Raw genomic sequence first — 21017 nt, 5'->3', positions numbered from 1 at the left:
CAGAGGAGGAGGCGAAACGGTCGAGACGGTACGATGAGCGGTGTAATAGGGTTTTGGGATCAGTCGCGAACCTTTTTGGCCCAGGTTCGGAACGAACTGGAACGCGTGACCTGGCCGTCGAAGAAGGAAGTGTACGCGACGACCTTTGTGGTCATACTGACGTCGATCTTTTTCGGTATTTATCTTTGGGGGATCGATCTATTGCTCAACGCCGTGATTGGGCGGGTGTTCAATGCGTTTGGTGTCGCATGACAGAAGTCATAACAAAGCAGTGGTATATCGTGCACACCTACTCTGGTTTTGAGAATAAGGTGGCGGAATCGCTCGCACAGCGTGTCCAGGCCTACGAACTGCAGAACGAAATTGGCGAGGTTCTGATTCCGACTGAAAACGTACTGGAAATGCGAGCCGGCCGGGAAGTTGTTAGTTCGAAGCGTTTCTTTCCAGGCTACATATTGGTCGAGATGAATATGTCCGACCATACCTGGCACGTTGTCAAGAACACGCCGAAGGTCACGGGCTTTGTGGGCGCCGGCGTGAAGCCGACCCCCCTGACTCGAGAGGAAGTCGATCAGATTCTGCATCAGGTCACTGTTGCCGCCGAAAAGCCAAAGCCGAAGTACATGTTTGATAAGGGCGACCAGGTGCGCATCAACGAGGGACCTTTTACGAACTTTAGCGGCACGGTTGACGAGGTCAACCTCGATAAGAGCACTTTGAAGGTTATGGTGACGATTTTCGGCCGTGCAACGCCGGTAGAGCTAGATTTTTTGCAGGTGGAGAAGCTCTAGAATAGGGTTTCCGCGACACCTGTGTTGGAGTGCGAGTGGAAGTATGGCGAAGAGAGTTCTAGCCCAGGTGAAGCTTCAGATTGCTGCCGGTAAGGCAACGCCTGCGCCTCCTGTAGGCACGGCGCTCGGTCCACACGGGTTGAACATCATGGACTTTTGCAAGGCGTTTAATGCAAAGACGGCAGGTCAAGACGGGCTCATTATTCCCGCAGTCGTTACGGTTTACGCTGATCGCTCATACACCTTTATCACTAAGACCCCGCCGGCGGCGGTACTGCTTAAGCGCGCTGCTAATATCGCTAAGGGTTCAGGTGAGCCCAATAAGACTAAGGTGGGGACAATAACGACCAAGGATGTTGAGGAGATAGCCAAGGTAAAGATGCCCGATCTGAACTGCGAGTCCCTAGAGTCTGCAGTAAAGATTGTGTGCGGAACGGCACGGTCGATGGGGTTAGACGTCACCGGGTAACCCCGCAAGACTTGAAGGTGTGCAGATGCAGCGGATGACAAAGCAGTTCAAGATGGCTAAGGAGAAGGTTCCGGAGGCATTGCTGAAGCTTGAGGACGCGATTCCGCTCGTGCAACAGGTGAAGTTTGCCAAGTTCGATGAGACGGTTGAAATGGCGCTTCGTCTAGGGGTTGATCCGAAACACGCAGATCAAATGGTGCGTGGCACAGTTGTTCTTCCGCACGGACTTGGTAGGAGTAAACGCGTGCTAGCAATTGCGGTCGGCGAAAAGCAAAAGGAGGCTGAGGAGAGCGGCGCGGACCTTGTCGGTGGTGAAGAAATTGTAGAAAAAATTCAGGCTGGCTGGATCGATTTCGAGGCAGTAGTGGCCACGCCGGATATGATGCGATCAGTCGGAAAGCTTGGGAAGGTGCTCGGTCCGCGGGGGTTAATGCCTAATCCAAAGACTGGAACGGTCACCGTTGATATCGGGAAGGCCGTGAAAGAGATCAAGGCGGGGAAGGTGGAGTTTCGCGTGGACAAGACCGGCATTATTCATGCGCCGATTGGTAAAGTCTCATTTCCGAAACAGAATCTTATCGACAACGCACAGGCGATTGTGTCGAGCGTCATGAAGGCGAAACCCGCTGCTGCGAAAGGTAAGTATTTGAGAAGTCTGACGGTGTCGTCGACGATGGGTCCAGGAGTGAAGGTCGATCCCGCGGTTGCGGAAATGGCGTAAGTCATGGCAGTTACGAGAGCGGAAAAAGAGGTTGAGCAGCAACAGTTAGCGTCGCTGTTTAAGTCAGCGGATAGCGTATTGCTCGTAGACTTTAAGGGTCTAGATGTTCCTAAAGCTACGGAGTTGCGTCGACAGGTACGTGCTGCGGATGGCCAGTATCGAGTAGTTAAGAACAGGCTTGCCAAGAAGGCGATACAAGGGAGTGCTTTCGAGTCGTTGGGTGAAATGTTTCAAGGTCCAACGGCTGTAGCCTATTCCGACGCCGATCCAGTGTCGTTGGCGAAGACGCTCACCATCTTTGCAAAGACGGCCCCTGGACTTAAGGTTAAGGCAGCCATTGTCCAGGGACGGAACTTCACGCCTGCGGAGGTGGACGAACTAGCAACGCTGCCTAGCAAGCCTGAACTCTACGCCAAGCTTCTGTCCGTACTGCAGGCCCCGATGACTCGGTTGGTCACAGTGCTGGGTGGAGTTCCGCGAGATTTTATGAATGTGCTTGCACAGATTGAAGGAAAGAAAGGCGATTAATTCGTGGCGCTATCCGTGCTGCGTGCGCTCGTCTTACGTCAGGAGAATAAATGATGGCTGATGTTACGCAGGAACAAATAGTTGAATACATCAAGGGAATCTCTGTGATGGAGCTTTCGCAGCTTGTTAAAGCCCTTGAGGAAGAGCTGGGTGTGTCAGCCGCGGTGCCAGTGGCCATGGCGGGAGCGGTAGCTGCGCCGGGTGCCGGTGGTGCGGCAGCAGAAGAGCAGACCGAGTTTACGGTTACTCTCACTGAGATTGGCGACAAGAAAATTAATGTCATTAAAGCCGTTCGTGAAGTCACTAGCCTAGGATTGAAGGAAGCAAAGGATTTAGTCGAAAGCGCGCCTAAGGCTGTCAAGGAAGGTGTGCCGAAGGACGAGGCTGAAGCAATCCAGAAGAAGTTTGAAGAAGTCGGCGCCAAAGTCGAGATCAAGTAGCTGTTGCGTCTGTAGGGAGTGCTATGCCAGTTGAGGCCAGGGTGGCACTTGTCGAACGGGGTTCGTGTGCACTAGGTCTGCTAGATGGTGCCACGAGTCAGAGTTGATAACGTTTTTTTTCCACAGGAACGGTTTAATCGCCGTGCCATGAGTTCACTCAAGTATGTACAACAGCCTACCTAAGAACGTTTATCGAGAACGCATCGATTTTTCGAAGATCAACACCACAATACCGATTCCCAATCTCATTGATATCCAGCGGAAATCATACGAGCGCTTCTTGCAGATGAATCAACTGCCAGCGGAGCGCCTGGATGCTGGACTGCAATCGGTCTTCAAGTCGGTTTTTCCGATTAGCGATTTTCGTGAGAATTCGTCACTTGAGTTCATCGATTACTGGATTGGAAATTGGGAGTGTCGATGTGGTCGACTCTCCGGATTAAAGCACCTTCGGATTCCATGCGAAGGCTGTGGGGTGATGTTGATCGCAGGTTCCGATGGTTTAGGGGAAGTGCTATGTCCCGAGTGTGGACAGGCGAACCTCGCGCAGGGTGACACGTGCGAGGTCTGTGACACTTCCGTTGTGTTGAAACCGAAATATGACGTCGGGGAATGCCAAGAACGAGGGATGACCTATGCCGTGCCGCTCAAGGTCACCATTCGCTTAGTTGTGTGGAATAGGGACCCTGAAACTGGGGTCAAATCCATTCGTGACATCAAAGAGCAGGAGGTTTACTTCGGCGATGTTCCGTTGATGACTGAGAACGGCACGTTCATCGTTAATGGAACCGAGCGTGTAATCGTTTCACAGCTTCACCGTTCACCAGGAGCGTTCTTTCACTCGTCCGACAAGACGTCCTTTGTTTCGCAGATTATCCCGTATCGGGGATCGTGGGTCGAATTCGAGTACGACGCAAAAAATTTGCTTTACATACGCATCGATCGAAAGCGCAAGTTTCTGGCGACCGTTTTCTTGCGCGCTTTAGGACTGCGGAGTACCGACGAGATTATTCGAAACTTTTACACTGTCGACACGCTCCAAGTTAATCAGGGTAGTCTGCGGTGGATGGTCCAGGAGTCAATCGTTGGCCGTCGAGCGGCAACGAGCCTGGATATTCCTGGTTCCGACACCTCCGTACTCCCCGGCAAGAAGCTCACTAGTGCTGTAGTGACCGAACTGAAAAATGCAGGGGTTAAGTCGATCGAAATCTCTGCCGCAGAGCTTGATGGTGCCTTTGCAGCCGCCGATGTGGTCGACCCCGCTACTGGTGAAGTGATTCTCGAGGCCAATGAGGAGGTCACGCCGCGGGTGATATCGATGGCGGAGGAAAAGGACGTTGAAGTTCTCGAGATCTTCTTTCCGGAGAGCGACGAGATTGGCCCTGTCCTTTCGACTACCCTCAGAAAAGACATGGTTAGAACCCATGAAGAAGCTCTAATCGAGATCTATCGTCGTTTGCGACCAGGCGATCCACCAACGCTTGATAGCTCGCGATCGCTTTTTGAGGGCATGTTTTTTAATCATCGTAAATATGATTTCTCTCGTGTCGGTCGTTTAAAACTCAACACTAAGCTGAAGCTCGACACTCCTCTTGATGAGAAGATTCTTCATCCTCAGGATTTCTTCGAGGTGATTAGCTACCTCTTAAAGCTAAGACGAAATCCCGCGAACGTTGATGACATCGACCATCTAGGTAATCGCCGTGTCCGGTCGGTTGGTGAGTTGCTTGAGAATCAATTTCGGATTGGCTTGGTACGGATGGAACGGGCAATTAAAGAAAAAATGTCTATCTACCAAGAAATGACGACGGCGATGCCGCATGATCTGATCAACGCTAAACCGGTCATGGCTGCGATCCGAGAGTTTTTTGGATCTTCCCAACTGTCTCAATTTATGGATCAGACCAATCCGCTCTCGGAGGTCACCCATAAGCGTCGTTTGTCGGCGCTTGGGCCAGGCGGTCTATCACGTGAACGTGCTGGGTTCGAGGTACGCGACGTCCATCCGACACACTATGGACGGATCTGTCCGATCGAAACGCCGGAAGGTCCAAATATAGGCTTGATCTCTTCTTTGTCCTGCTACGCCCGAATCAACGAGTTCGGGTTTATTGAGGCGCCCTACCGCCGTGTCAATAACGGCCATGTAAGTGATGCAGTCCTCATTACCAACGCTGGTGGGACGCAATTCAAGATCGGCGATATCGTCGAATTGCAGGAAGTACTTGACGAGAACGCTACGGTAAAGTCGCGGAAGAAGCGTGCGGCGGAATTCGAACCGCACTCATTCTATCTGTCTGCTTGGGAAGAGGACCAATACGTCATTGCGCAAGCAAATGCCTCCGTTGACGAGCAGGGAATGCTTGCAGGTGACCGTGTCAACGCACGCCGGGCAGGCGAGTTCATTCTAGCGCCACGTGAAAAGGTTGATTTCATAGATGTTTCACCGAAACAGCTCGTATCTGTCGCGGCCTCGCTGATTCCATTCCTAGAACATGACGATGCAAATCGAGCGTTGATGGGATCGAACATGCAACGTCAGGCAGTGCCGTTACTACGGGCACGTGCGCCGTTTGTAGGCACGGGTATGGAGTACATCACGGCGCGCGATTCAGGGTCAGTCGTGAGCGCGCGTCGTGGTGGAACGGTTGATTATGTTGATTCACAGCGCATTGTGGTGCGAGTCGATAGTGGTGTTAAGACTGCTGCCGATATGAAGCCTGACACTTACCCCCTGATTAAGTTTAAACGGTCAAATCAGAATACGTGTATCAATCAGAAACCGATCGTCCGCGCCGGACAACGTGTGGAAATGGGCCAGGCGCTTGCAGATGGACCCTGCACAGAGCTCGGCGAATTAGCACTTGGTCAAAATGTTTTGGTCGCGTTCATGCCTTGGCGTGGTTACAATTTCGAGGATGCAATTCTCGTTTCCGAACGGATGGTTAGAGACGGTTACTACACGTCGATTCATATAGAGGAATTCGAGATTGAAGCTCGTGACACGAAGCTCGGTCCTGAGGAAATCACCCGAGACATTCCTAATGTATCCGAAGGATTCTTGAACGATCTCGACGAAAGCGGAATTATTAGGATTGGCGCTTATGTGAAACCTGGCGACGTATTGGCTGGCAAGGTGACGCCTAAGGGCGAAACTCAACTCACGCCTGAGGAAAAGCTGTTACGTGCAATCTTCGGCGAGAAAGCTGGTGATGTGCGCGATGCGTCTCTGACATGTCCTCCCGGTATCGACGGCATCATTGTTGGCGTGAAGATCTTTTCGCGTAAGGGCATTGAGAAGGATGACCGGGCCAAGGCGATTGAAGCTGAAGAGCTCGAGATGATGGAGAAGAATTTCAAGGATGAAATACGTATTTTTCACGACGAGGTGAAGAAGCACCTCCTCCAGATGCTCCCCGGGGAAAGGTTGAGGAAAGACCTGTACAGCGACCATGGTGACGTGAAACTTCTCGATCAAGGAACCGTTCTTACTGTTGAGATGCTTGAAGGGATGCCTTATGAAGCGATCGCGAGGATGGCGATAGCAACCGACGATCCTCGACTTGAGGAAGATTTGAATAGGCTCGAAAACCGAACCACGCGAGCGGTCGAAGTCATTAGGCAAGAGTTCGAAGAAAAAAAGGAGAAGATTCGGCGTGGCGATGAGTTGCCGCCAGGCGTGATCAAGCTTGTCAAGATCTACGTTGCTATGAAGCGAAAGCTTTCTGTGGGCGACAAGATGGCCGGGAGGCACGGTAACAAGGGGGTAATTGCGAGGATACTGCCAGAAGAGGATATGCCGTATCTGCCTGATGGAACGCCAGTTGAGATCGTGTTGAACCCTCTCGGCGTTCCATCACGGATGAACGTCGGTCAGATTCTTGAAACTCATCTCGGATGGGCCGCACATGCGCTCGGGCTATATTTTTCGACTCCGGTCTTCGATGGAGCCATTGAAAAGGAGATCAAGGGCTGGCTTGAGCAAGCGGGATACCCGACTGGCGGCAAGACTCAACTGTTTGACGGGATGACTGGAGAGGTGTTCGAGCAAGATGTGACCGTCGGCTACATTTATATCCTCAAGTTATCGCATTTAGTCGATGAGAAAATTCACGCGCGATCGATCGGCCCGTACTCGTTGATCACACAGCAGCCGCTTGGTGGCAAGGCGCAGTTCGGTGGCCAACGGTTTGGAGAGATGGAGGTGTGGGCGCTCGAGGCATACGGTGCAGCGCACATACTGCAAGAACTCTTGACTGCGAAGTCTGATGATGTCACTGGGCGTGCGAAGCTTTATGAGGCAATTGTGAAGGATGACACGTCCTTCACACCAGGCTTGCCGGAGTCGTTTAACGTGCTAATTCGTGAGTTACAGGCTCTTTGCCTCGATGTGGAATTATTGAAAACGCCGTCAAGAGTGATAGAGGGGCTTCCACCAACGGAGAAAGAACTCGAGGAAGTGTAGGTTGAATCACCATCTGGACATGGTCTACGACCGGTCCCTGAAACTACATTTGCGATGAAGGATCTATGAGACCAAGCTTTGCAGACCGCGGTTCGTTAACTACAGAATTTGACAACATCAGGATTAGTCTTGCCTCGCCCGAGCGAATACTTTCATGGTCGCATGGCGAGGTGACGAAACCAGAGACGATCAACTACCGAACGTTCAAACCTGAACGAGATGGTTTGTTCTGCGCGAAGATTTTTGGACCGGTCGTAGATTGGGAGTGCCTCTGTGGGAAATACAAGCGGATGAAGCACAGGGGTGTAATCTGCGATAAGTGTGGTGTTGAAGTTACGCAAGCGAAAGTACGAAGGGAGCGTCTCGGCCACATTCAGTTGGCGGCACCGGTCAGTCACGTCTGGTTCTTTAAAGGTCTACCAAGCCGTATTGGTCATTTGTTGGATATCTCATTGCGTGACCTTGAGCGAATTCTGTACTTCGAGGCCTATGTCGTCATCGATCCCGGTGATACTGAATTTAAGCAGAACCAACTACTGAACGAAGAACAGTTCCGCGCAACAAGGGTAAAGCCAGGTCTTGGGTTTAAAGCGCAGATGGGCGCTGAGGCCATTAAGGAGTTGCTGAAGCGCATCAGTGTGGATGAGCTAGCTGAAGAGCTCCGCGACTTAATGCGGAGTGAAACGTCGGTACAAAAGAAGTTGAAATATTCAAAACGGCTCCGAGTGGTTGATTCTTTTCGGCGTTCTGATAACAAGCCGGAGTGGATGATTCTTGACGTGGTTCCTGTGATTCCTCCCGAGTTGCGTCCGCTCGTACCACTCGATGGCGGACGGTTCGCTACATCTGACCTGAACGATTTGTACCGCCGTGTGATTAACCGCAATAACCGTCTCAAGAAGTTAATGGAGCTCAAGGCTCCCGATGTGATTATTCGGAATGAGAAGCGGATGTTGCAAGAAGCAGTTGACGCGCTTTTCGACAATGGCAGACGAGGTCGCGTATTGCGTGGCGCTAATAACCGGCCATTGAAATCGCTTTCTGACACCCTTAAGGGGAAGCAGGGTCGGTTCCGGCAGAATTTGCTGGGTAAACGCGTGGATTATTCCGGGCGTTCGGTCATTGTAGTCGGACCGGAGTTAAAGTTGAATCAGTGCGGCCTTCCAAAGAAGATGGCGCTGGAGCTTTTCAAGCCCTTTATCTACAACAAGCTTGAAGAGCGTGGGCTCGTGACCACTATTAAGCAGGCCAAGGAAATGGTCGAGCAGCACCAGCCTGAAGTGTGGGACATTCTTGAGGAAGTAACCCGTGAACATCCCGTGCTCCTAAACCGGGCTCCGACACTTCATCGGCTTGGAATCCAAGCGTTCGAACCAGTGCTGGTGGAGGGAAAGGCAATTCGAATTCATCCGCTCGTCTGCACTGCATTCAATGCTGACTTCGATGGCGATCAGATGGCTGTTCATATCCCGCTAGGTCCAGAAGCGCAGATCGAAGCTTCAGTTCTGATGATGTCCTCGAACAACATCCTTTCGCCAGCAAACGGTGCACCTATCGTGGTGCCATCACAGGACATTGTGCTGGGCTGTTATTACCTGACTAAGTCCAAAACGGGTGCCAAAGGGGAGGGTCGTCTGTTCGGCTGCGTAGAGGATGTGCTTCATGCGAAGGAGGCAGGTGAAGTTGAGACCCTGTCACCGATTCGGCTAAGGGTGAGTGGAGAACTGATGGATCTATCCTCTAGTCGCGTTGATCAGGATGTGTTGTATGCAGACGTGAAGCAGGTATCCAAGACGATTATCACTACGACGGTTGGGCGCGTCATCTTTAACAACGCACTGCCTGACGGCGTACCGTTTATTAATGGCTTGCTAAAGAAGAAAGGGCTGCAGCAGCTAGTTCAGTACTGTTATCTCCGGTTCGGTTTAGAGAAGACCGTCAGTATGCTCGATGTGATTAAGAATCTCGGTTTCCTTTCCGCGACTCAATCTGGTCTATCTATCGGTATTGATGACCTGATTATCCCATCAGAAAAGGCGCAGCTTGTTGACAATGCGAGGGCTGACGTTATCAAGGTTGAGCAACAGTATCTGGATGGGTCGATCACAAACGGTGAGCGCTACAACAAGGTAATCGCGATTTGGTCGGATGTTACCGAACGAATCGCTGACGAGATGTTTGCAGAGATGGACGAGTCGGCCCCGTCAGGCCGGAATTTCAACCCGGTCTACATCATGGCTGATTCCGGTGCTCGGGGTAGTAAGCAGCAAATTCGGCAGCTGGCCGGCATGCGCGGATTAATGGCAAAGCCTTCTGGTGAGATTATCGAGACGCCGATTACCTCAAACTTCCGTGAAGGTTTGACTGTGTTGCAGTACTTCATCTCAACTCATGGGGCGCGAAAAGGTTTGGCCGATACGGCACTTAAAACCGCTGATTCTGGCTACCTGACTCGTCGTTTAGTTGATGTCGCGCAGGATGTAATCATTTCCAAGGATGATTGTGGAACGATGGATGGGATTGATGCCCGGGCGATCGTAGAGAGTGGAGAGATCATTGAGCCGCTGCGCGATCGGATTATCGGTCGCGTTACACTCGATCCCATTCATGATCCCATCACGAACGCTGTAATTATTGATGAGGGTGAAGAGATCACGGAAAGGTTGGCTTCGGATATCCAAGAAGCTGGTATTGAGCGCGTCCGTATCCGTTCGGTGCTCACGTGTTCGTCGCGTCGGGGTGTCTGTACAAAATGCTACGGGCGTGATTTGGCAACGGGTCAGTTGGTTGAGCGTGGTTTAGCAGTTGGCGTCATTGCTGCACAGTCGATCGGCGAGCCTGGGACTCAGTTAACGATGCGAACATTCCACATTGGTGGAACTGCCTCGCGAGTGTCGGAGCAGTCAACGCTTGAAGCAAAGCATTCCGGCACTGTGCGGTTTGAAGAACTGCAGGTTGTTGAGGCGCGAGCGGGGGCGCTTGTGGTGATGAACCGAAGTGGCTCGCTGGTTATCCAGGATGCCAAGGGTCGTGATCGTGAACGCTACACTGTTGTCTACGGGGCGCACCTCAGAGTACGGAACGGTCAACAGGTTGAGCCTGGTGAGGTACTCGTTGAGTGGGATCCGTATACCTTCTCGATCGTGACTGAGCATCCCGGCATCGTACATTTCAAGGATATTGTTGAAGGGATGACCGCCCACGAGGAGGTCGACGAGGTGACCGGATTGTCTCGGCTTATCATCGTGGACTCCCCAGATGAGAAAAGGCAGCCGGCTATCGAGGTGCGAAAGAAAGATGGCAAGGCACTACGGAAATATCATATGCCCTCGCACGCGCATATGATGGTTGTCGATAGTGAGGAGGTACACGCCGGTGACGTACTGGCTAAGATTCCTCGGGAGACGACAAAAACCAAGGATATTACGGGTGGGCTACCGCGTGTGGTGGAGCTCTTTGAGGCGAGAAAGCCGCGCGAGACAGCAGTCATCAGTGAAATCGAGGGTGTTGTCCATCACGGTAGTGTTGCGAAGGGTCTACGTAAGATTATTATTGTCCCTGACGAGGCTGGTGCAGAGCCTCGAGAGTACTCACTGCCGAGAGGTGTGCACGTAAACGTTCAGGAGGGTGACCGCGTCAGAGCTGGAGAGCCGTTGATGGACGGACCAAGTAATCCACATGACATTCTCAGTGTTCTTGGTGAGAAAGCCCTGCAGAATTATCTCGTTAATGAGATCCAGGAGGTTTACCGGCTTCAAGGTGTCACTATCAACGATAAGCATATCGAGGTCATCGCTCGGCAGATGATGCGCTGGGTCAAGATTGAAGACATTGGTGATACGGAGTTCCTCGTAGATGAGCAAGTTGAGCGCGCCCATTTTATGGCGGAGAACGAACGCATAATTGGTGAGGGTGGTCGCCCAGCGGTCGGCCGCCCAATGTTGCTTGGGATCACGAAGGCCTCGCTGTCGACTGAGTCATTCATTTCGGCTGCATCGTTCCAAGAGACCACACGTGTACTAACTGAGGCTTCGATTTCGGGTAAGGTGGATCATCTTCGCGGTCTCAAAGAGAACGTGACGATGGGAAGGCTGATTCCTGCCGGCACCGGTTTGGACTATTACCGGCAAGTGAGTATAGAGCGGGATGATCCGCCGCCAACTCCGCCAGTGGAATTTGATCACGAGGCTGAATTCGTTGAGCACGAGGAAATCACCGGCCGGCAAGATGTAGCCGATGGGGCTCTAAAGAATTGACGAATAAGGGCTAGCCCAGAAGAGTCAATTTTATAGTGGTTCAAGCCGCTGGCCTTCGGCCGACGACTCCGACACGCTAAGTCGTGGCGGACGAAGGACTTGCTTCAAGTTTTTCTGTTGTGGTATCCTCGCAAGGTTGTATCGGAGTTAGGAAACCCTATCTAGCTCCGCTCCGCCTCATCGGAAGCCGAAGCCGACGTAGAGGCAGAAGAGGAAGCGGTGGCTGCGGTTTCGAGCCGTCTCCACGAAGCGCTTCTTCACCTGAGTGATTGCGCGGTAGTCCACGCACGAACACACAAATAGGGTATTCGGGTTTCCAGGCGCCAAATCGACGTTTGACGTCATTTTTAGGCCTGGAGCAGGAACGGACCGGAATGCATTCCGGGTCGGGGGGGGGGAGTTGTTGGCTTAGTCCCCGGTCGGTGGGGTGCAAGCGGTCGATGGAGTGCTTGTGCCAACTATTAGTCAACTTGTACGCCACGGACGAAAGAAGCTTACTACCAAGACGAAGAGTCCAGCGCTTCAGGAGAGTCCACAGAAGCGTGGTGTATGCGTACGGGTGTTCACGCAGACACCCAAGAAGCCGAACTCAGCACTTCGTAAAGTCGCGCGCGTTCGGTTGACCAATGGTATCGAGGTCACCTCCTACATTCCTGGCGTCGGCCATAACCTTCAGGAACACTCGCTAGTCTTGATTCGTGGGGGACGGGTTAAGGATCTGCCTGGTGTTCGTTACCATGTCGTTCGAGGAACACTTGACGCTGTTGGTGTACAGAGCAGGAAGCAGTCTCGGTCTAAGTATGGGGCGAAGCGGCCTAAAGCATAGTGACCGAGAGTTGATGATAGTCGTTTATAGGTTTTAGTAGGGATTGCGAACATGCCACGCCGACGCGAAATTGCCAAACGCGACGTTCCACCTGACCCGCTCTACAAGAGTTCGCTAGTTACGAAGTTTCTTCGAACGATTATGTTGAGTGGGAAGCGCAGTACGGCAGAGGGGATTCTGTACGGGTCGCTAGATTTAATCAAAGAACGGACCGGCGATGATCCGATCAAAGTGTTCAAGAAGGCGATAGACAATGTTAAACCAACGCTTGAGGTGAAGTCTCGCCGGGTTGGCGGTTCGAATTATCAGGTGCCGATCGAAGTGCACCAGAATCGTAGGCTGTCGCTTAGCATTCGATGGTTGGTCAGTTATGCACGTGCGCGTGGGGATGGCAAGACGATGCGTGAGAAGCTAGCGAATGAACTCATCGACGCATCGAATCTACGTGGCTCGGCTGTTAAAAAGCGTGAAGATACCCACCGGATGGCAGAGGCGAATAAGGCCTTTGCTCACTACCGGTGGTGACAGATTGATTCGTCCCCACTCAAAACGGGGAAGTTTGTTGAGGTGGCCAGCTAGGTGGCTGGCTTGGAACCTTTGTTCACTACCGGTTGTAAGCGAGACGAGAATTCTTCGACCACTAGTGGCGAGACCGTAGATATCATGGCGAGGCTGGCACCGATCGACAGGACGCGCAATATCGGCATCATGGCGCATATTGATGCTGGTAAGACAACGACCACTGAGCGCATTCTGTTTTATACGGGTATCACCTACAAGCTCGGCGAAGTGCATGACGGAACGGCCGTGATGGACTGGATGGCGCAGGAGCAGGAGCGTGGGATTACCATTACATCCGCAGCCACTACCTGCCTTTGGCGTGATCATCGAATCAACATCATCGATACGCCTGGCCACGTCGATTTTACTGCCGAGGTTGAACGTTCACTGAGGGTGCTTGATGGTGCGGTGGCCGTGTTCGATGCTGTCGCTGGTGTTGAGCCTCAGACGGAGACCGTTTGGCGTCAGGCCGACAAGTATCGTGTTCCACGGATTTGTTTCGTAAATAAGATGGACCGTGTGGGGGCTGATTTTGCTCGCACACTTGATCAGATTAGGACGAAGTTGCAAGCGAATCCGATTGCCTTGCAGATTCCGTTTGGCTCTGAAGCTGAATTTCAGGGCGTGATTGATTTGATCAGTATGAAGGTGATTCGTTATGCCGATGAGACCTTGGGAGCGGAATCGCTCATTCAGGAAATTCCTGAATCGATGATGCCTGAGGCGACGATTTACCGAGAGCAGTTGGTAGAGAAGGTCAGTGAAGCTAACGATGAACTGCTAGAGAAGTACCTTCGCGGTGAACCGATGGCTGATGATGACATCATCGCTACACTACGTCGTCGCGTCATCGAGTCGGTGCGTAGTGAACAGGCGCCATTCGTACCAGTTTTGTGTGGTGCCGCGTTTAAGAATAAGGGAATTCAGCCGCTCCTTGATGCCGTTGTGAATTATTTGCCGTCCCCCACTGACGTGCCCTCCGTTACCGGCCTAGACCCGACACAGGCTGAAGAGACGGTTGTTGAGCGGGAAGCGAGTGACGACGCTGTGTTTTCAGCACTGGCTTTTAAGATTCTTACTGACCCATTCGTTGGGCAACTGACCTTCTTTCGGGTCTATTCTGGGGTTATGAAGACCGGCGCATCGGTCTACAACCCAACGAAAGACCGCAGCGAGCGTCTTGGGCGACTTTTAAAGATGCACGCTAATAAGCGTGAGGAGATCAACGAGGTTTACGCGGGTGATATTGCGGCGGCGGTTGGTTTAAGGAGCATGGCAACGGGTGACACGCTATGTGACCGAAGATATCCGATCACACTTGAGGCGATGGAGTTTCCTGAACCAGTTATTTCACTCGCAATTGAGCCGCGTACCCGTACTGACCAAGAAAAGCTTGGACAGGGCATGGCGAAGCTGAGTGCCGAAGACCCAACCTTTCAGGTTCGGACGGACCACGAGACGGGCCAAGTTGTTATCTCCGGTATGGGTGAATTGCATCTGGAGATCATCGTTGACCGGCTTCAGCGGGAGTTCGGCGTGGCGGCCAGCGTCGGCCGGCCGCAAGTGGCTTACAAGGAAACCTTAACAAAGCCATCCGCAGGAGAGGGTCGGTATGTGAAGCAAACTGGTGGACGTGGGCAGTATGGTCACGTGAAGATCCGGATTGAACCAGGTAAGCCCGGTACTGGCTTTAAATTCGTTAACGACATTGTGGGCGGTGCCATCCCAAGAGAGTTCATTAAACCTGTAGAGGGAGGTATTCGCGAAGCGATGACGACCGGTGTTCTTGCCGGGTACCCCCTCGACGATTTAAGCGTTTCACTCTATGACGGTTCTTTTCATGCGGTAGATTCCTCAGAAGTAGCATTCAAAATCGCTGGGTCAATGGCATTTCGAAATGCAGCGAAGAAGGCTGGGCCGATTCTACTCGAGCCCGTTATGCGCGTTGAAATTGTAGTGCCAGAGGATTACTTAGGCGACACGATGAGCGACATGAAAGGGCGTCGGGGGCGTATCCACTCGATGGAAGCGCGTGGTGGTACGCAAATCGTGACCGCGTTTGTGCCGCTGTCAGCCATGTTTGGCTATGCCACTGACTTACGGTCCCGCACGCAAGGGCGTGCAACGCACTCGATGCATTTCTTTCAGTACGAGCCGGCCCCTGAACAGGTGAGCGAGGAAGTCGTTGCGCGCGTTCTTGGTCGGTAACGGATGTTAGTTGGACGATGTCGGTAAAGTGGGGAAGATGAGATGGCCACGTTCAGTGACAAGATTCGAATTCGCCTGAAGGCGTACGACTACCGGGTACTTGATCAGTCGACCACGGAGATCGTCGATACGGCGAAGCGGACCGGGGCCCAGCTCGCCGGTCCTATTCCGTTACCCACGGAGAAGAATAAGTGGACGGTTCTACGATCACCGCACGTCGATAAGAAGTCCCGCGAGCAGTTTGAGATCCGTACTCACAAACGACTCATTGATATTTTTGAGCCGACGCCACAGACGGTGGATGCACTAATGAAGCTTGATTTGCCTGCGGGCGTGGATGTTGAGATTAAGGCCTTTGGTAAGGAGCACAAGTAATTCACGTCCTAAGGACTATGAGGGCCATGATGGTCACAGGCATTATTGGAAAGAAAGTTGGGATGACGCAGCTCTTCGATGAGGGTGGCAGGGTCCGACCTGCGACCGTCATTAAAGCTGGGCCTTGTGTTGTTGTACAGGCGAAAACGTCGACCAAGGACGGATACGAAGCAGTGCAACTCGGTCTAGTCGAGGAGGGGCCAGCTAGAGTGACAAAACCGATTGCCGGTCATTTCAATAAAGCAGAACTTCCACCGACGAGGATTCTCCGGGAAGTTGCAACGGTGCCCGGCGAGGAACCGATGAAGCCGGGCGATCAAGTGCTGGCGTCGATGTTCGCCGGCGGTGATCGCGTGGATGTAATTGGCACGGGCCGCGGTAAGGGGTTTCAAGGAGTGATGAAGCGGCACGGATTTTCGGGAGGGCGTGCGACCCACGGGTCTATGTTTCATCGTGCACCGGGGTCAATCGGTGCTTCGTCGTATCCGTCTCGCGTTATTAAGGGAATGCGGGGACCAGGCAGGATGGGAGGTCGTCGTGTGACTGTACGTAGTCTGCAGGTGGTACGAGTCGATGAAGAAAACCACTTACTGATCGTCCAAGGCGCTGTACCTGGAGCGCCAGGTAGTTATGTGCTTGTTCGAAAGGCAATTGCTGCGAGACGACCGGTTCAGGTTGGACCGAAAGACGCATCTAAGGATAAGAAGTAGCTTGGCTCCGATAACGGCGAGTTGGAGACGTGCATGACTGTAGACGTTGTGAATGAACAGAACAAGAAAGTTGGTTCTGTCAATCTCGATCCTAAGATATTCGGCGAGCGTGTGAACACTGGGCTTATTTGGGAAGCGGTTGTGTATCAGAATGCGGTCGATCGGCGGGGCACCCATGCGACCAAAACCCGAGGTCTCGTTAGTGGTAGCGGCAACAAACCTTGGCGGCAAAAGGGCACCGGACGAGCGCGAACGGGCGATATTAGGAATCCGATATGGCGAAAAGGTGGGACGGTGTTTGGGCCAAAGCCTCGGTCCTATGATTACGCAATGCCGCGAAAGATGCGGCGAGGAGCGCTGCGCGCAGCCTTGTCCCAACGGATTTCTGAGAGTAGCGTGACTGTGGTGGATAAGTTGGCGCTTAGTGAGGTCAAGACAAAACTTGCAGGCGAATTACTCGATCGGCTTGGTGCACATCGGAGCGTCCTAATGATTGACGTGACGCCGGATAGCAAGCTGCTACTGTCGGTCAGGAATATCGAAGGTGTGCGCCTGGTTGGTGTAACTCATTTGACGGCGCGCGACGTTATGGAGTCGAGCCGTGTGATTACGACTCAGGCCGCAATCGAGGCGCTACAGGCAGGGTTCGCACAATGAAACTTACAGAGGTGATCCGACGGCCACTTATCACGGAGAAAACGACTGTTATGCGGGAAGACGGCCTGACGCTCGCGTTTCAAGTTGCGATGAATGCAACGAAGATTGAGGTCAAGCAGGCTGTTGAGCAGTTATTTAAGATTAAGGTGGCCAGTGTTAGGACCTCGATCACCCATGGCAAGACGAAACGGCAAGGGCGGTTTGTCGGGCAGCGTCCAGATTGGAAGAAAGCGTACGTCCGTCTTCGTGACGGTGAAAAGATGCCGGAGTTCCTTGAGGGTGCCTAGGTTTAATAAAGGGCAAAATGGCTATTCGTAAATACAAGCCGACATCGGCCGGCCGACGGTTTCAAACGGTGCAGACCTTCGATGAGATTACGTCTGTTGGTCCGTATAAGCCGCTCACTGAACCGTTGCATCGCACAGGCGGTCGGAATAACACCGGGCAGCAGACCTCTTGGTGGCGTGGAGGTGGACACAAGCGTCGGTATCGCATTATTGATTTTAAGCGTTCAAAGCGTGACGTGCCGGCGACGGTTTCAACAATTGAATACGACCCGAACCGGTCGGCGCGCATCGCCCTAGTGACCTATGCTGATGGAGAGAAGCGATACATTCTTCAACCAGAAGGCGTTAAGGTCGGCGATACGATAGTCGCGGGGGATCAAGTCGACATTCTTCGGGGAAATGCACTACCGCTAAAGAATATTCCTCTGGGAACGCAGGTGCACAATGTTGAGTTACGCCCAGGCAAGGGTGGGCAGATTGCGCGCAGTGCTGGCTCTTCTGTCCAGCTGGTTGCAAAAGAGGGTGCATACGCGTCGATGAGAATGCCTTCGGGTGAAGTGCGTCGTATTAATATTGAGTGTTTTGCAACTATTGGTCAGGTCGGCAACCTGGACCATGAAAATGTGTCGATTGGTAAGGCAGGGCGCAACCGCTGGAAGGGGAAGCGTCCGCACGTTCGTGGGTCGGCCATGAATCCGGTAGACCATCCGCTAGGTGGTGGTGAGGGTAAGACCGCTGGTGGTCGACACCCGGTGTCTCCTTGGGGCATGCCTACAAAGGGTTACAGAACCCGTAACCGCAAGATGACCGACCGATTCATTATAAAACGGCGGGCAAAGCGCAAGTCGAAATAGCGAAGGACACTATGAGTAGATCGCTGAAAAAGGGCCCGTTTGTCGACTTATCGTTGCTTGAGAAGGTCGAGATCATGAATCGTGGTGGTAATAAGAAGGTCATCAAGACTTGGTCTCGGCGTTCGACAGTCGTGCCGGAGATGGTCGGTCACACGATCGCTGTGCATAACGGGCGCAAGTTTATTCCGGCCTATATCACCGAAAACATGGTGGGTCACAAGCTGGGCGAGTTTTCACCGACTCGCCAATTCAAGGGCCACACTACCAAGAGTGAAAAGGCTGCCACCGTGGCCGCCAGTGCGCCTAGGATGCCGCCAGGAGCCTCGTCGTGATAGAAGCTAGCGCCACTGCTCGCTACGTTCGCACTTCGGCGCAGAAGGCCAAACTTGTCCTCGACGTGATTCGAGGTCGCAATGTTAATTCCGCGCTGGCCGTACTTCGTTATACGCGTAAGGCGGTCGCTCGAGACATTGAAAAGGTACTTCGTTCCGCCATTGCAAATGCTCAGCAGAGGGACGGTTTTAATGGCGATGTTGAACGGTTGGTGGTTACGGCCTGCTACGCCAACGGAGGTCCGTCGCAGAAGCGTGTCCGTCCTGCGCCGATGGGTAGAGCTTTTAGGATTGTGAAGCGGACGGCGCATTTAACCGTGCAAGTGGGTGAGCGAACAGTTGGGTCAGTTGAAGCTGTTCAATTGGAATCGGAAGAGGACGATACTGAGGAGCGTCAGGTAGCACAGTCTACGTCAGTGTCGAAGAAGAAACGGTCCCCGCGTAAGTCAGCGGTGAAACGGCAAAAAAGTAACTGACGTTGAGGACATAGAAATGGGACAGAAGGTCCATCCGTACGGATTTCGGCTTGGCTTCAATAAGACTTGGAGCTCTCGGTGGTATGCGGATAAGGATTACGCAAAGTTGCTGCATGAAGATTTGGCGCTTAAGCGGGATCTGAAAAAACGATTCTCGCATGCGGGAGTGTCGAAGATTGAAATAGAACGGGCCGCTAATAAGCTGAAGATCGACATTCACACGTCTCGACCAGGCATCATCATTGGCCGAAAAGGTGCTGAGGTCGACAAATTGAAAATTGAGGTGCAGAAGCGAACCAACCGTGAAGTATTTATCAATATCCAGGAGATCCAAAAGCCCGAGCTTGACGCTCAGTTAATCGGAGAGTCGGTGGCGTTACAGCTAGAGAAACGAGTGGCGTTCAGGCGTGCCATGCGGAAGGCTGTTGAGTCAGCGCTCAGATTTGGGGCGAAGGGTATCAAGGTCCGCGTGTCCGGGCGACTCAACGGCGCTGAGATTTCGCGATCCGAGTGGTATCTTCACGGACAGCTTCCACTGCAGACACTACGTGCTGACATTGACTATGGATTCGCCGAGGCTGGTACGACCTACGGGAAGATTGGTGTGAAGGTCTGGCTCTATAAGGGCGAGCGACTGAAGCCCTTGATTGGCCAGGAGGAAGAGTATAGTGCGCCACGTCGTCCGCGGCGAATGGGTTAACGATCATGTTGATGCCGAAGAAGGTTAAGTATCGGAAGCAGCAGCGAGGTCGCATGGCTGGAAAGGCATGGCGTGGTTCGACTGTTTCGTTTGGCGATTATGGTTTGAAGGCTCTCGAACCGTGCTGGATGACTGCTCGTCAGATCGAAGCAGCTCGTGTTGCCATGACGCGTTTCATCAAGCGTGGAGGTAAGGTCTGGATCCGGGTTTTCCCGGATAAGCCAATTACCAAGAAGCCTCAAGAAGTGCGGATGGGTAAGGGTAAAGGTTCGCCTGAAGGGTGGGTTGCCGTTGTTCGTCCTGGGCGAATTCTCTTTGAGATGGAAGGAGTCAACGAGGCCGATGCCCGTGAGGCGATGCGGCGTGCTACGGCAAAGTTGCCGATCCGGACTCAATTTGCGACCCGCTTCTTAGAGTAGGTGTCATGACGAAAATTGCTGACTTTCGTGAACTCACGGACGAAGACCTTCGGCATCGGGAACGTGACCTAGATGAACAGGTGTTTCGGTTACGTATTCAGAAGGGGATGGGGCAACTAGATTCATCTTTCACACTTCGAGAAACTCGTCGCGACTTAGCACGAGTGAAGACGTTATTGCGTGAGAACGAACGTAATCAAGAGATTACAACGAGATCAACCGATGAGGTAGTGGGCGAGTGACGTAATGGCAACTAAATCTGAGGTTCAAGGAATCGTTGTCAGCGACAAAATGGAAAAGAGTGTCGTTGTAGCGATTGAACGGCAAATACGGCACGGCCTATATGGTAAGACGCAGCGGCGCACATCAAGATTCGTGGCACATGACGATACGAATAACGCCAAAGTTGGTGACCGTGTGGCTATTGCTGAAGGACGACCAATGAGTCGGCGCAAGCGATGGGTCGTGACGCGAGTGCTTAAGCGGAGTCGTGGTGTTTAGAGGAGTGGGGCAGCCCCGATGATTCAGATGCAGTCGGTCTTAGATGTGGCCGACAATTCTGGTGCACGAAAGATCGCGGTCATCAATCCGGTTGGTGGCTCCACGGGTCGTTTTGCGTACCTCGGTGACATCGTGACGGCGTCAGTGAAGGAAGCTGTGCCAGATTCGGCCGTGAAGAAAGGGCAGGTTGTAAGGGCGGTGATCGTGCGGACACGTAAAGAGCAACGTCGACGGGACGGCAGTTATATCCGTTTTGATCGAAATGCGGCAGTACTGATCAACGAACAAAAAGAACCACTAGGGACCCGTGTATTTGGTCCGGTTGCTCGGGAGCTGCGTGAACGTAAGTTTATGAAAATTGTGTCTCTCGCGCCTGAGGTGTTGTGAGTCTCGCGACCAGTTGCACAGTTGTGTTAGTGACTTGGGTAAGGTGAAAGGTTT

General features: G+C 52.7%; 21 protein-coding genes and 2 pseudogenes. All 23 read left to right on the top strand.

Going from position 1 to position 21017, the window contains the following annotated elements; translation table 11 throughout:
- Nucleotides 1-33: 33 nt before the first annotated feature.
- The 23 genes and pseudogenes from secE to rplN all read left to right on the top strand — a co-directional run bounded on the left by secE (nt 34) and on the right by rplN (nt 20963).
- A complete protein-coding gene (secE, locus tag QGH09_04805; GenBank protein ID HJO17505.1) occupies nt 34-252 on the top strand; it encodes a preprotein translocase subunit SecE in 219 nt (72 codons plus the stop codon).
- A complete protein-coding gene (gene nusG, locus QGH09_04800) occupies nt 249-791 on the top strand; it encodes a transcription termination/antitermination protein NusG (GenBank protein ID HJO17504.1) in 543 nt (180 codons plus the stop codon). Before secE ends, nusG begins: the two co-directional genes overlap by 4 nt.
- Before the next feature lie 43 nt (nt 792-834).
- Entirely contained in the window at nt 835-1260 is a 426-nt protein-coding gene (gene rplK / locus QGH09_04795; GenBank protein HJO17503.1) for a 50S ribosomal protein L11, read from the top strand.
- Nucleotides 1261-1294: 34 nt separating this feature from the next.
- A complete protein-coding gene (rplA, locus tag QGH09_04790; GenBank protein HJO17502.1) occupies nt 1295-1981 on the top strand; it encodes a 50S ribosomal protein L1 in 687 nt (228 codons plus the stop codon).
- A gap of 3 nt (nt 1982-1984) precedes the next feature.
- The gene (gene rplJ / locus QGH09_04785; protein HJO17501.1) at nt 1985-2509 is read left to right on the top strand and encodes a 50S ribosomal protein L10; all 525 of its coding nucleotides are present in this window, start codon (nt 1985-1987) and stop codon (nt 2507-2509) included.
- A 53-nt stretch (nt 2510-2562) separates the two neighbouring features.
- Nucleotides 2563-2949: a 50S ribosomal protein L7/L12 gene (gene rplL, locus QGH09_04780; GenBank protein ID HJO17500.1), complete on the top strand. Its 387-nt coding sequence runs from the start codon at nt 2563-2565 to the stop codon at nt 2947-2949.
- A 163-nt stretch (nt 2950-3112) separates the two neighbouring features.
- Nucleotides 3113-7351: pseudogene (gene rpoB, locus QGH09_04775) on the top strand (DNA-directed RNA polymerase subunit beta).
- 128 nt (nt 7352-7479) lie between these two features.
- On the top strand, nt 7480-11670 hold the full coding sequence (gene rpoC, locus QGH09_04770; GenBank protein ID HJO17499.1) for a DNA-directed RNA polymerase subunit beta': 4191 nt from the start codon (nt 7480-7482) through the stop codon (nt 11668-11670).
- Between the two features lie 451 nt (nt 11671-12121).
- Nucleotides 12122-12496 (top strand): 30S ribosomal protein S12, encoded by a 375-nt coding sequence (gene rpsL, locus QGH09_04765; GenBank protein ID HJO17498.1) that lies wholly within the window; start codon nt 12122-12124, stop codon nt 12494-12496.
- A 51-nt stretch (nt 12497-12547) separates the two neighbouring features.
- Nucleotides 12548-13021 (top strand): 30S ribosomal protein S7, encoded by a 474-nt coding sequence (gene rpsG / locus QGH09_04760; GenBank protein HJO17497.1) that lies wholly within the window; start codon nt 12548-12550, stop codon nt 13019-13021.
- 63 nt (nt 13022-13084) lie between these two features.
- Nucleotides 13085-15265: an elongation factor G gene (gene fusA / locus QGH09_04755; protein HJO17496.1), complete on the top strand. Its 2181-nt coding sequence runs from the start codon at nt 13085-13087 to the stop codon at nt 15263-15265.
- A gap of 42 nt (nt 15266-15307) precedes the next feature.
- Nucleotides 15308-15640, top strand: coding sequence for a 30S ribosomal protein S10 (gene rpsJ / locus QGH09_04750; GenBank protein HJO17495.1), 333 nt, complete (start codon nt 15308-15310; stop codon nt 15638-15640).
- 26 nt (nt 15641-15666) lie between these two features.
- Nucleotides 15667-16350, top strand: coding sequence for a 50S ribosomal protein L3 (gene rplC / locus QGH09_04745; GenBank protein ID HJO17494.1), 684 nt, complete (start codon nt 15667-15669; stop codon nt 16348-16350).
- Nucleotides 16351-16383: 33 nt separating this feature from the next.
- Nucleotides 16384-17007, top strand: a complete 624-nt coding sequence (gene rplD / locus QGH09_04740; protein ID HJO17493.1) for a 50S ribosomal protein L4 — start codon at nt 16384-16386, stop codon at nt 17005-17007.
- Nucleotides 17004-17294: a 50S ribosomal protein L23 gene (locus QGH09_04735; protein HJO17492.1), complete on the top strand. Its 291-nt coding sequence runs from the start codon at nt 17004-17006 to the stop codon at nt 17292-17294. Before rplD ends, QGH09_04735 begins: the two co-directional genes overlap by 4 nt.
- Nucleotides 17295-17311: 17 nt before the next feature.
- Nucleotides 17312-18148 carry a 50S ribosomal protein L2 gene (gene rplB, locus QGH09_04730; GenBank protein ID HJO17491.1) on the top strand — a complete coding sequence of 279 codons (837 nt, stop codon included), beginning with the start codon at nt 17312-17314 and terminating at the stop codon, nt 18146-18148.
- Between the two features lie 11 nt (nt 18149-18159).
- A complete protein-coding gene (gene rpsS / locus QGH09_04725) occupies nt 18160-18480 on the top strand; it encodes a 30S ribosomal protein S19 (protein HJO17490.1) in 321 nt (106 codons plus the stop codon).
- Nucleotides 18480-18815 (top strand): annotated as a pseudogene (gene rplV / locus QGH09_04720) (50S ribosomal protein L22). Before rpsS ends, rplV begins: the two are co-directional and overlap by 1 nt.
- A 157-nt stretch (nt 18816-18972) precedes the next feature.
- Nucleotides 18973-19656, top strand: a complete 684-nt coding sequence (gene rpsC / locus QGH09_04715) for a 30S ribosomal protein S3 (GenBank protein HJO17489.1) — start codon at nt 18973-18975, stop codon at nt 19654-19656.
- A gap of 5 nt (nt 19657-19661) precedes the next feature.
- Nucleotides 19662-20075 (top strand): 50S ribosomal protein L16, encoded by a 414-nt coding sequence (gene rplP / locus QGH09_04710; GenBank protein HJO17488.1) that lies wholly within the window; start codon nt 19662-19664, stop codon nt 20073-20075.
- Nucleotides 20076-20080: 5 nt separating this feature from the next.
- A complete protein-coding gene (gene rpmC / locus QGH09_04705; protein HJO17487.1) occupies nt 20081-20317 on the top strand; it encodes a 50S ribosomal protein L29 in 237 nt (78 codons plus the stop codon).
- Nucleotides 20318-20321: 4 nt separating this feature from the next.
- A complete protein-coding gene (gene rpsQ, locus QGH09_04700) occupies nt 20322-20576 on the top strand; it encodes a 30S ribosomal protein S17 (GenBank protein ID HJO17486.1) in 255 nt (84 codons plus the stop codon).
- Nucleotides 20577-20594: 18 nt separating this feature from the next.
- A complete protein-coding gene (gene rplN, locus QGH09_04695) occupies nt 20595-20963 on the top strand; it encodes a 50S ribosomal protein L14 (GenBank protein ID HJO17485.1) in 369 nt (122 codons plus the stop codon).
- Nucleotides 20964-21017: the final 54 nt, after the last annotated feature.

It is taken from the genome of Vicinamibacterales bacterium, assembly GCA_036012125.1.
GTDB lineage: Bacteria > Acidobacteriota > Vicinamibacteria > Vicinamibacterales > UBA823 > UBA11600.
The sequence above is the reverse complement of the archived record's forward strand: the minus strand, read 5'-3'. Positions and strand labels throughout refer to the sequence as shown.

Excerpts from the sequence above, each read along its gene's own strand:
- rpsS (HJO17490.1), top strand. The coding sequence starts at position 18,160 with ATGAGTAGATCGCTGAAAAAGGGCCCGTTTGTCGACTTATCGTTGCTT.
- rplD (HJO17493.1), top strand. The coding sequence starts at position 16,384 with ATGACTGTAGACGTTGTGAATGAACAGAACAAGAAAGTTGGTTCTGTC.
- rplK (HJO17503.1), top strand. The coding sequence starts at position 835 with ATGGCGAAGAGAGTTCTAGCCCAGGTGAAGCTTCAGATTGCTGCCGGT.
- rpsJ (HJO17495.1), top strand. The coding sequence starts at position 15,308 with ATGGCCACGTTCAGTGACAAGATTCGAATTCGCCTGAAGGCGTACGAC.
- secE (HJO17505.1), top strand. The coding sequence starts at position 34 with ATGAGCGGTGTAATAGGGTTTTGGGATCAGTCGCGAACCTTTTTGGCC.
- rplP (HJO17488.1), top strand. The coding sequence starts at position 19,662 with ATGTTGATGCCGAAGAAGGTTAAGTATCGGAAGCAGCAGCGAGGTCGC.
- rplC (HJO17494.1), top strand. The coding sequence starts at position 15,667 with ATGATGGTCACAGGCATTATTGGAAAGAAAGTTGGGATGACGCAGCTC.
- rpsC (HJO17489.1), top strand. The coding sequence starts at position 18,973 with ATGGGACAGAAGGTCCATCCGTACGGATTTCGGCTTGGCTTCAATAAG.
- rplN (HJO17485.1), top strand. The coding sequence starts at position 20,595 with ATGATTCAGATGCAGTCGGTCTTAGATGTGGCCGACAATTCTGGTGCA.
- QGH09_04735 (HJO17492.1), top strand. The coding sequence starts at position 17,004 with ATGAAACTTACAGAGGTGATCCGACGGCCACTTATCACGGAGAAAACG.
- rplA (HJO17502.1), top strand. The coding sequence starts at position 1,295 with ATGACAAAGCAGTTCAAGATGGCTAAGGAGAAGGTTCCGGAGGCATTG.
- rplL (HJO17500.1), top strand. The coding sequence starts at position 2,563 with ATGGCTGATGTTACGCAGGAACAAATAGTTGAATACATCAAGGGAATC.
- rplB (HJO17491.1), top strand. The coding sequence starts at position 17,312 with ATGGCTATTCGTAAATACAAGCCGACATCGGCCGGCCGACGGTTTCAA.
- rpoC (HJO17499.1), top strand. The coding sequence starts at position 7,480 with ATGAGACCAAGCTTTGCAGACCGCGGTTCGTTAACTACAGAATTTGAC.
- rpmC (HJO17487.1), top strand. The coding sequence starts at position 20,081 with ATGACGAAAATTGCTGACTTTCGTGAACTCACGGACGAAGACCTTCGG.
- rplJ (HJO17501.1), top strand. The coding sequence starts at position 1,985 with ATGGCAGTTACGAGAGCGGAAAAAGAGGTTGAGCAGCAACAGTTAGCG.
- rpsQ (HJO17486.1), top strand. The coding sequence starts at position 20,322 with ATGGCAACTAAATCTGAGGTTCAAGGAATCGTTGTCAGCGACAAAATG.
- rpsG (HJO17497.1), top strand. The coding sequence starts at position 12,548 with ATGCCACGCCGACGCGAAATTGCCAAACGCGACGTTCCACCTGACCCG.
- nusG (HJO17504.1), top strand. The coding sequence starts at position 249 with ATGACAGAAGTCATAACAAAGCAGTGGTATATCGTGCACACCTACTCT.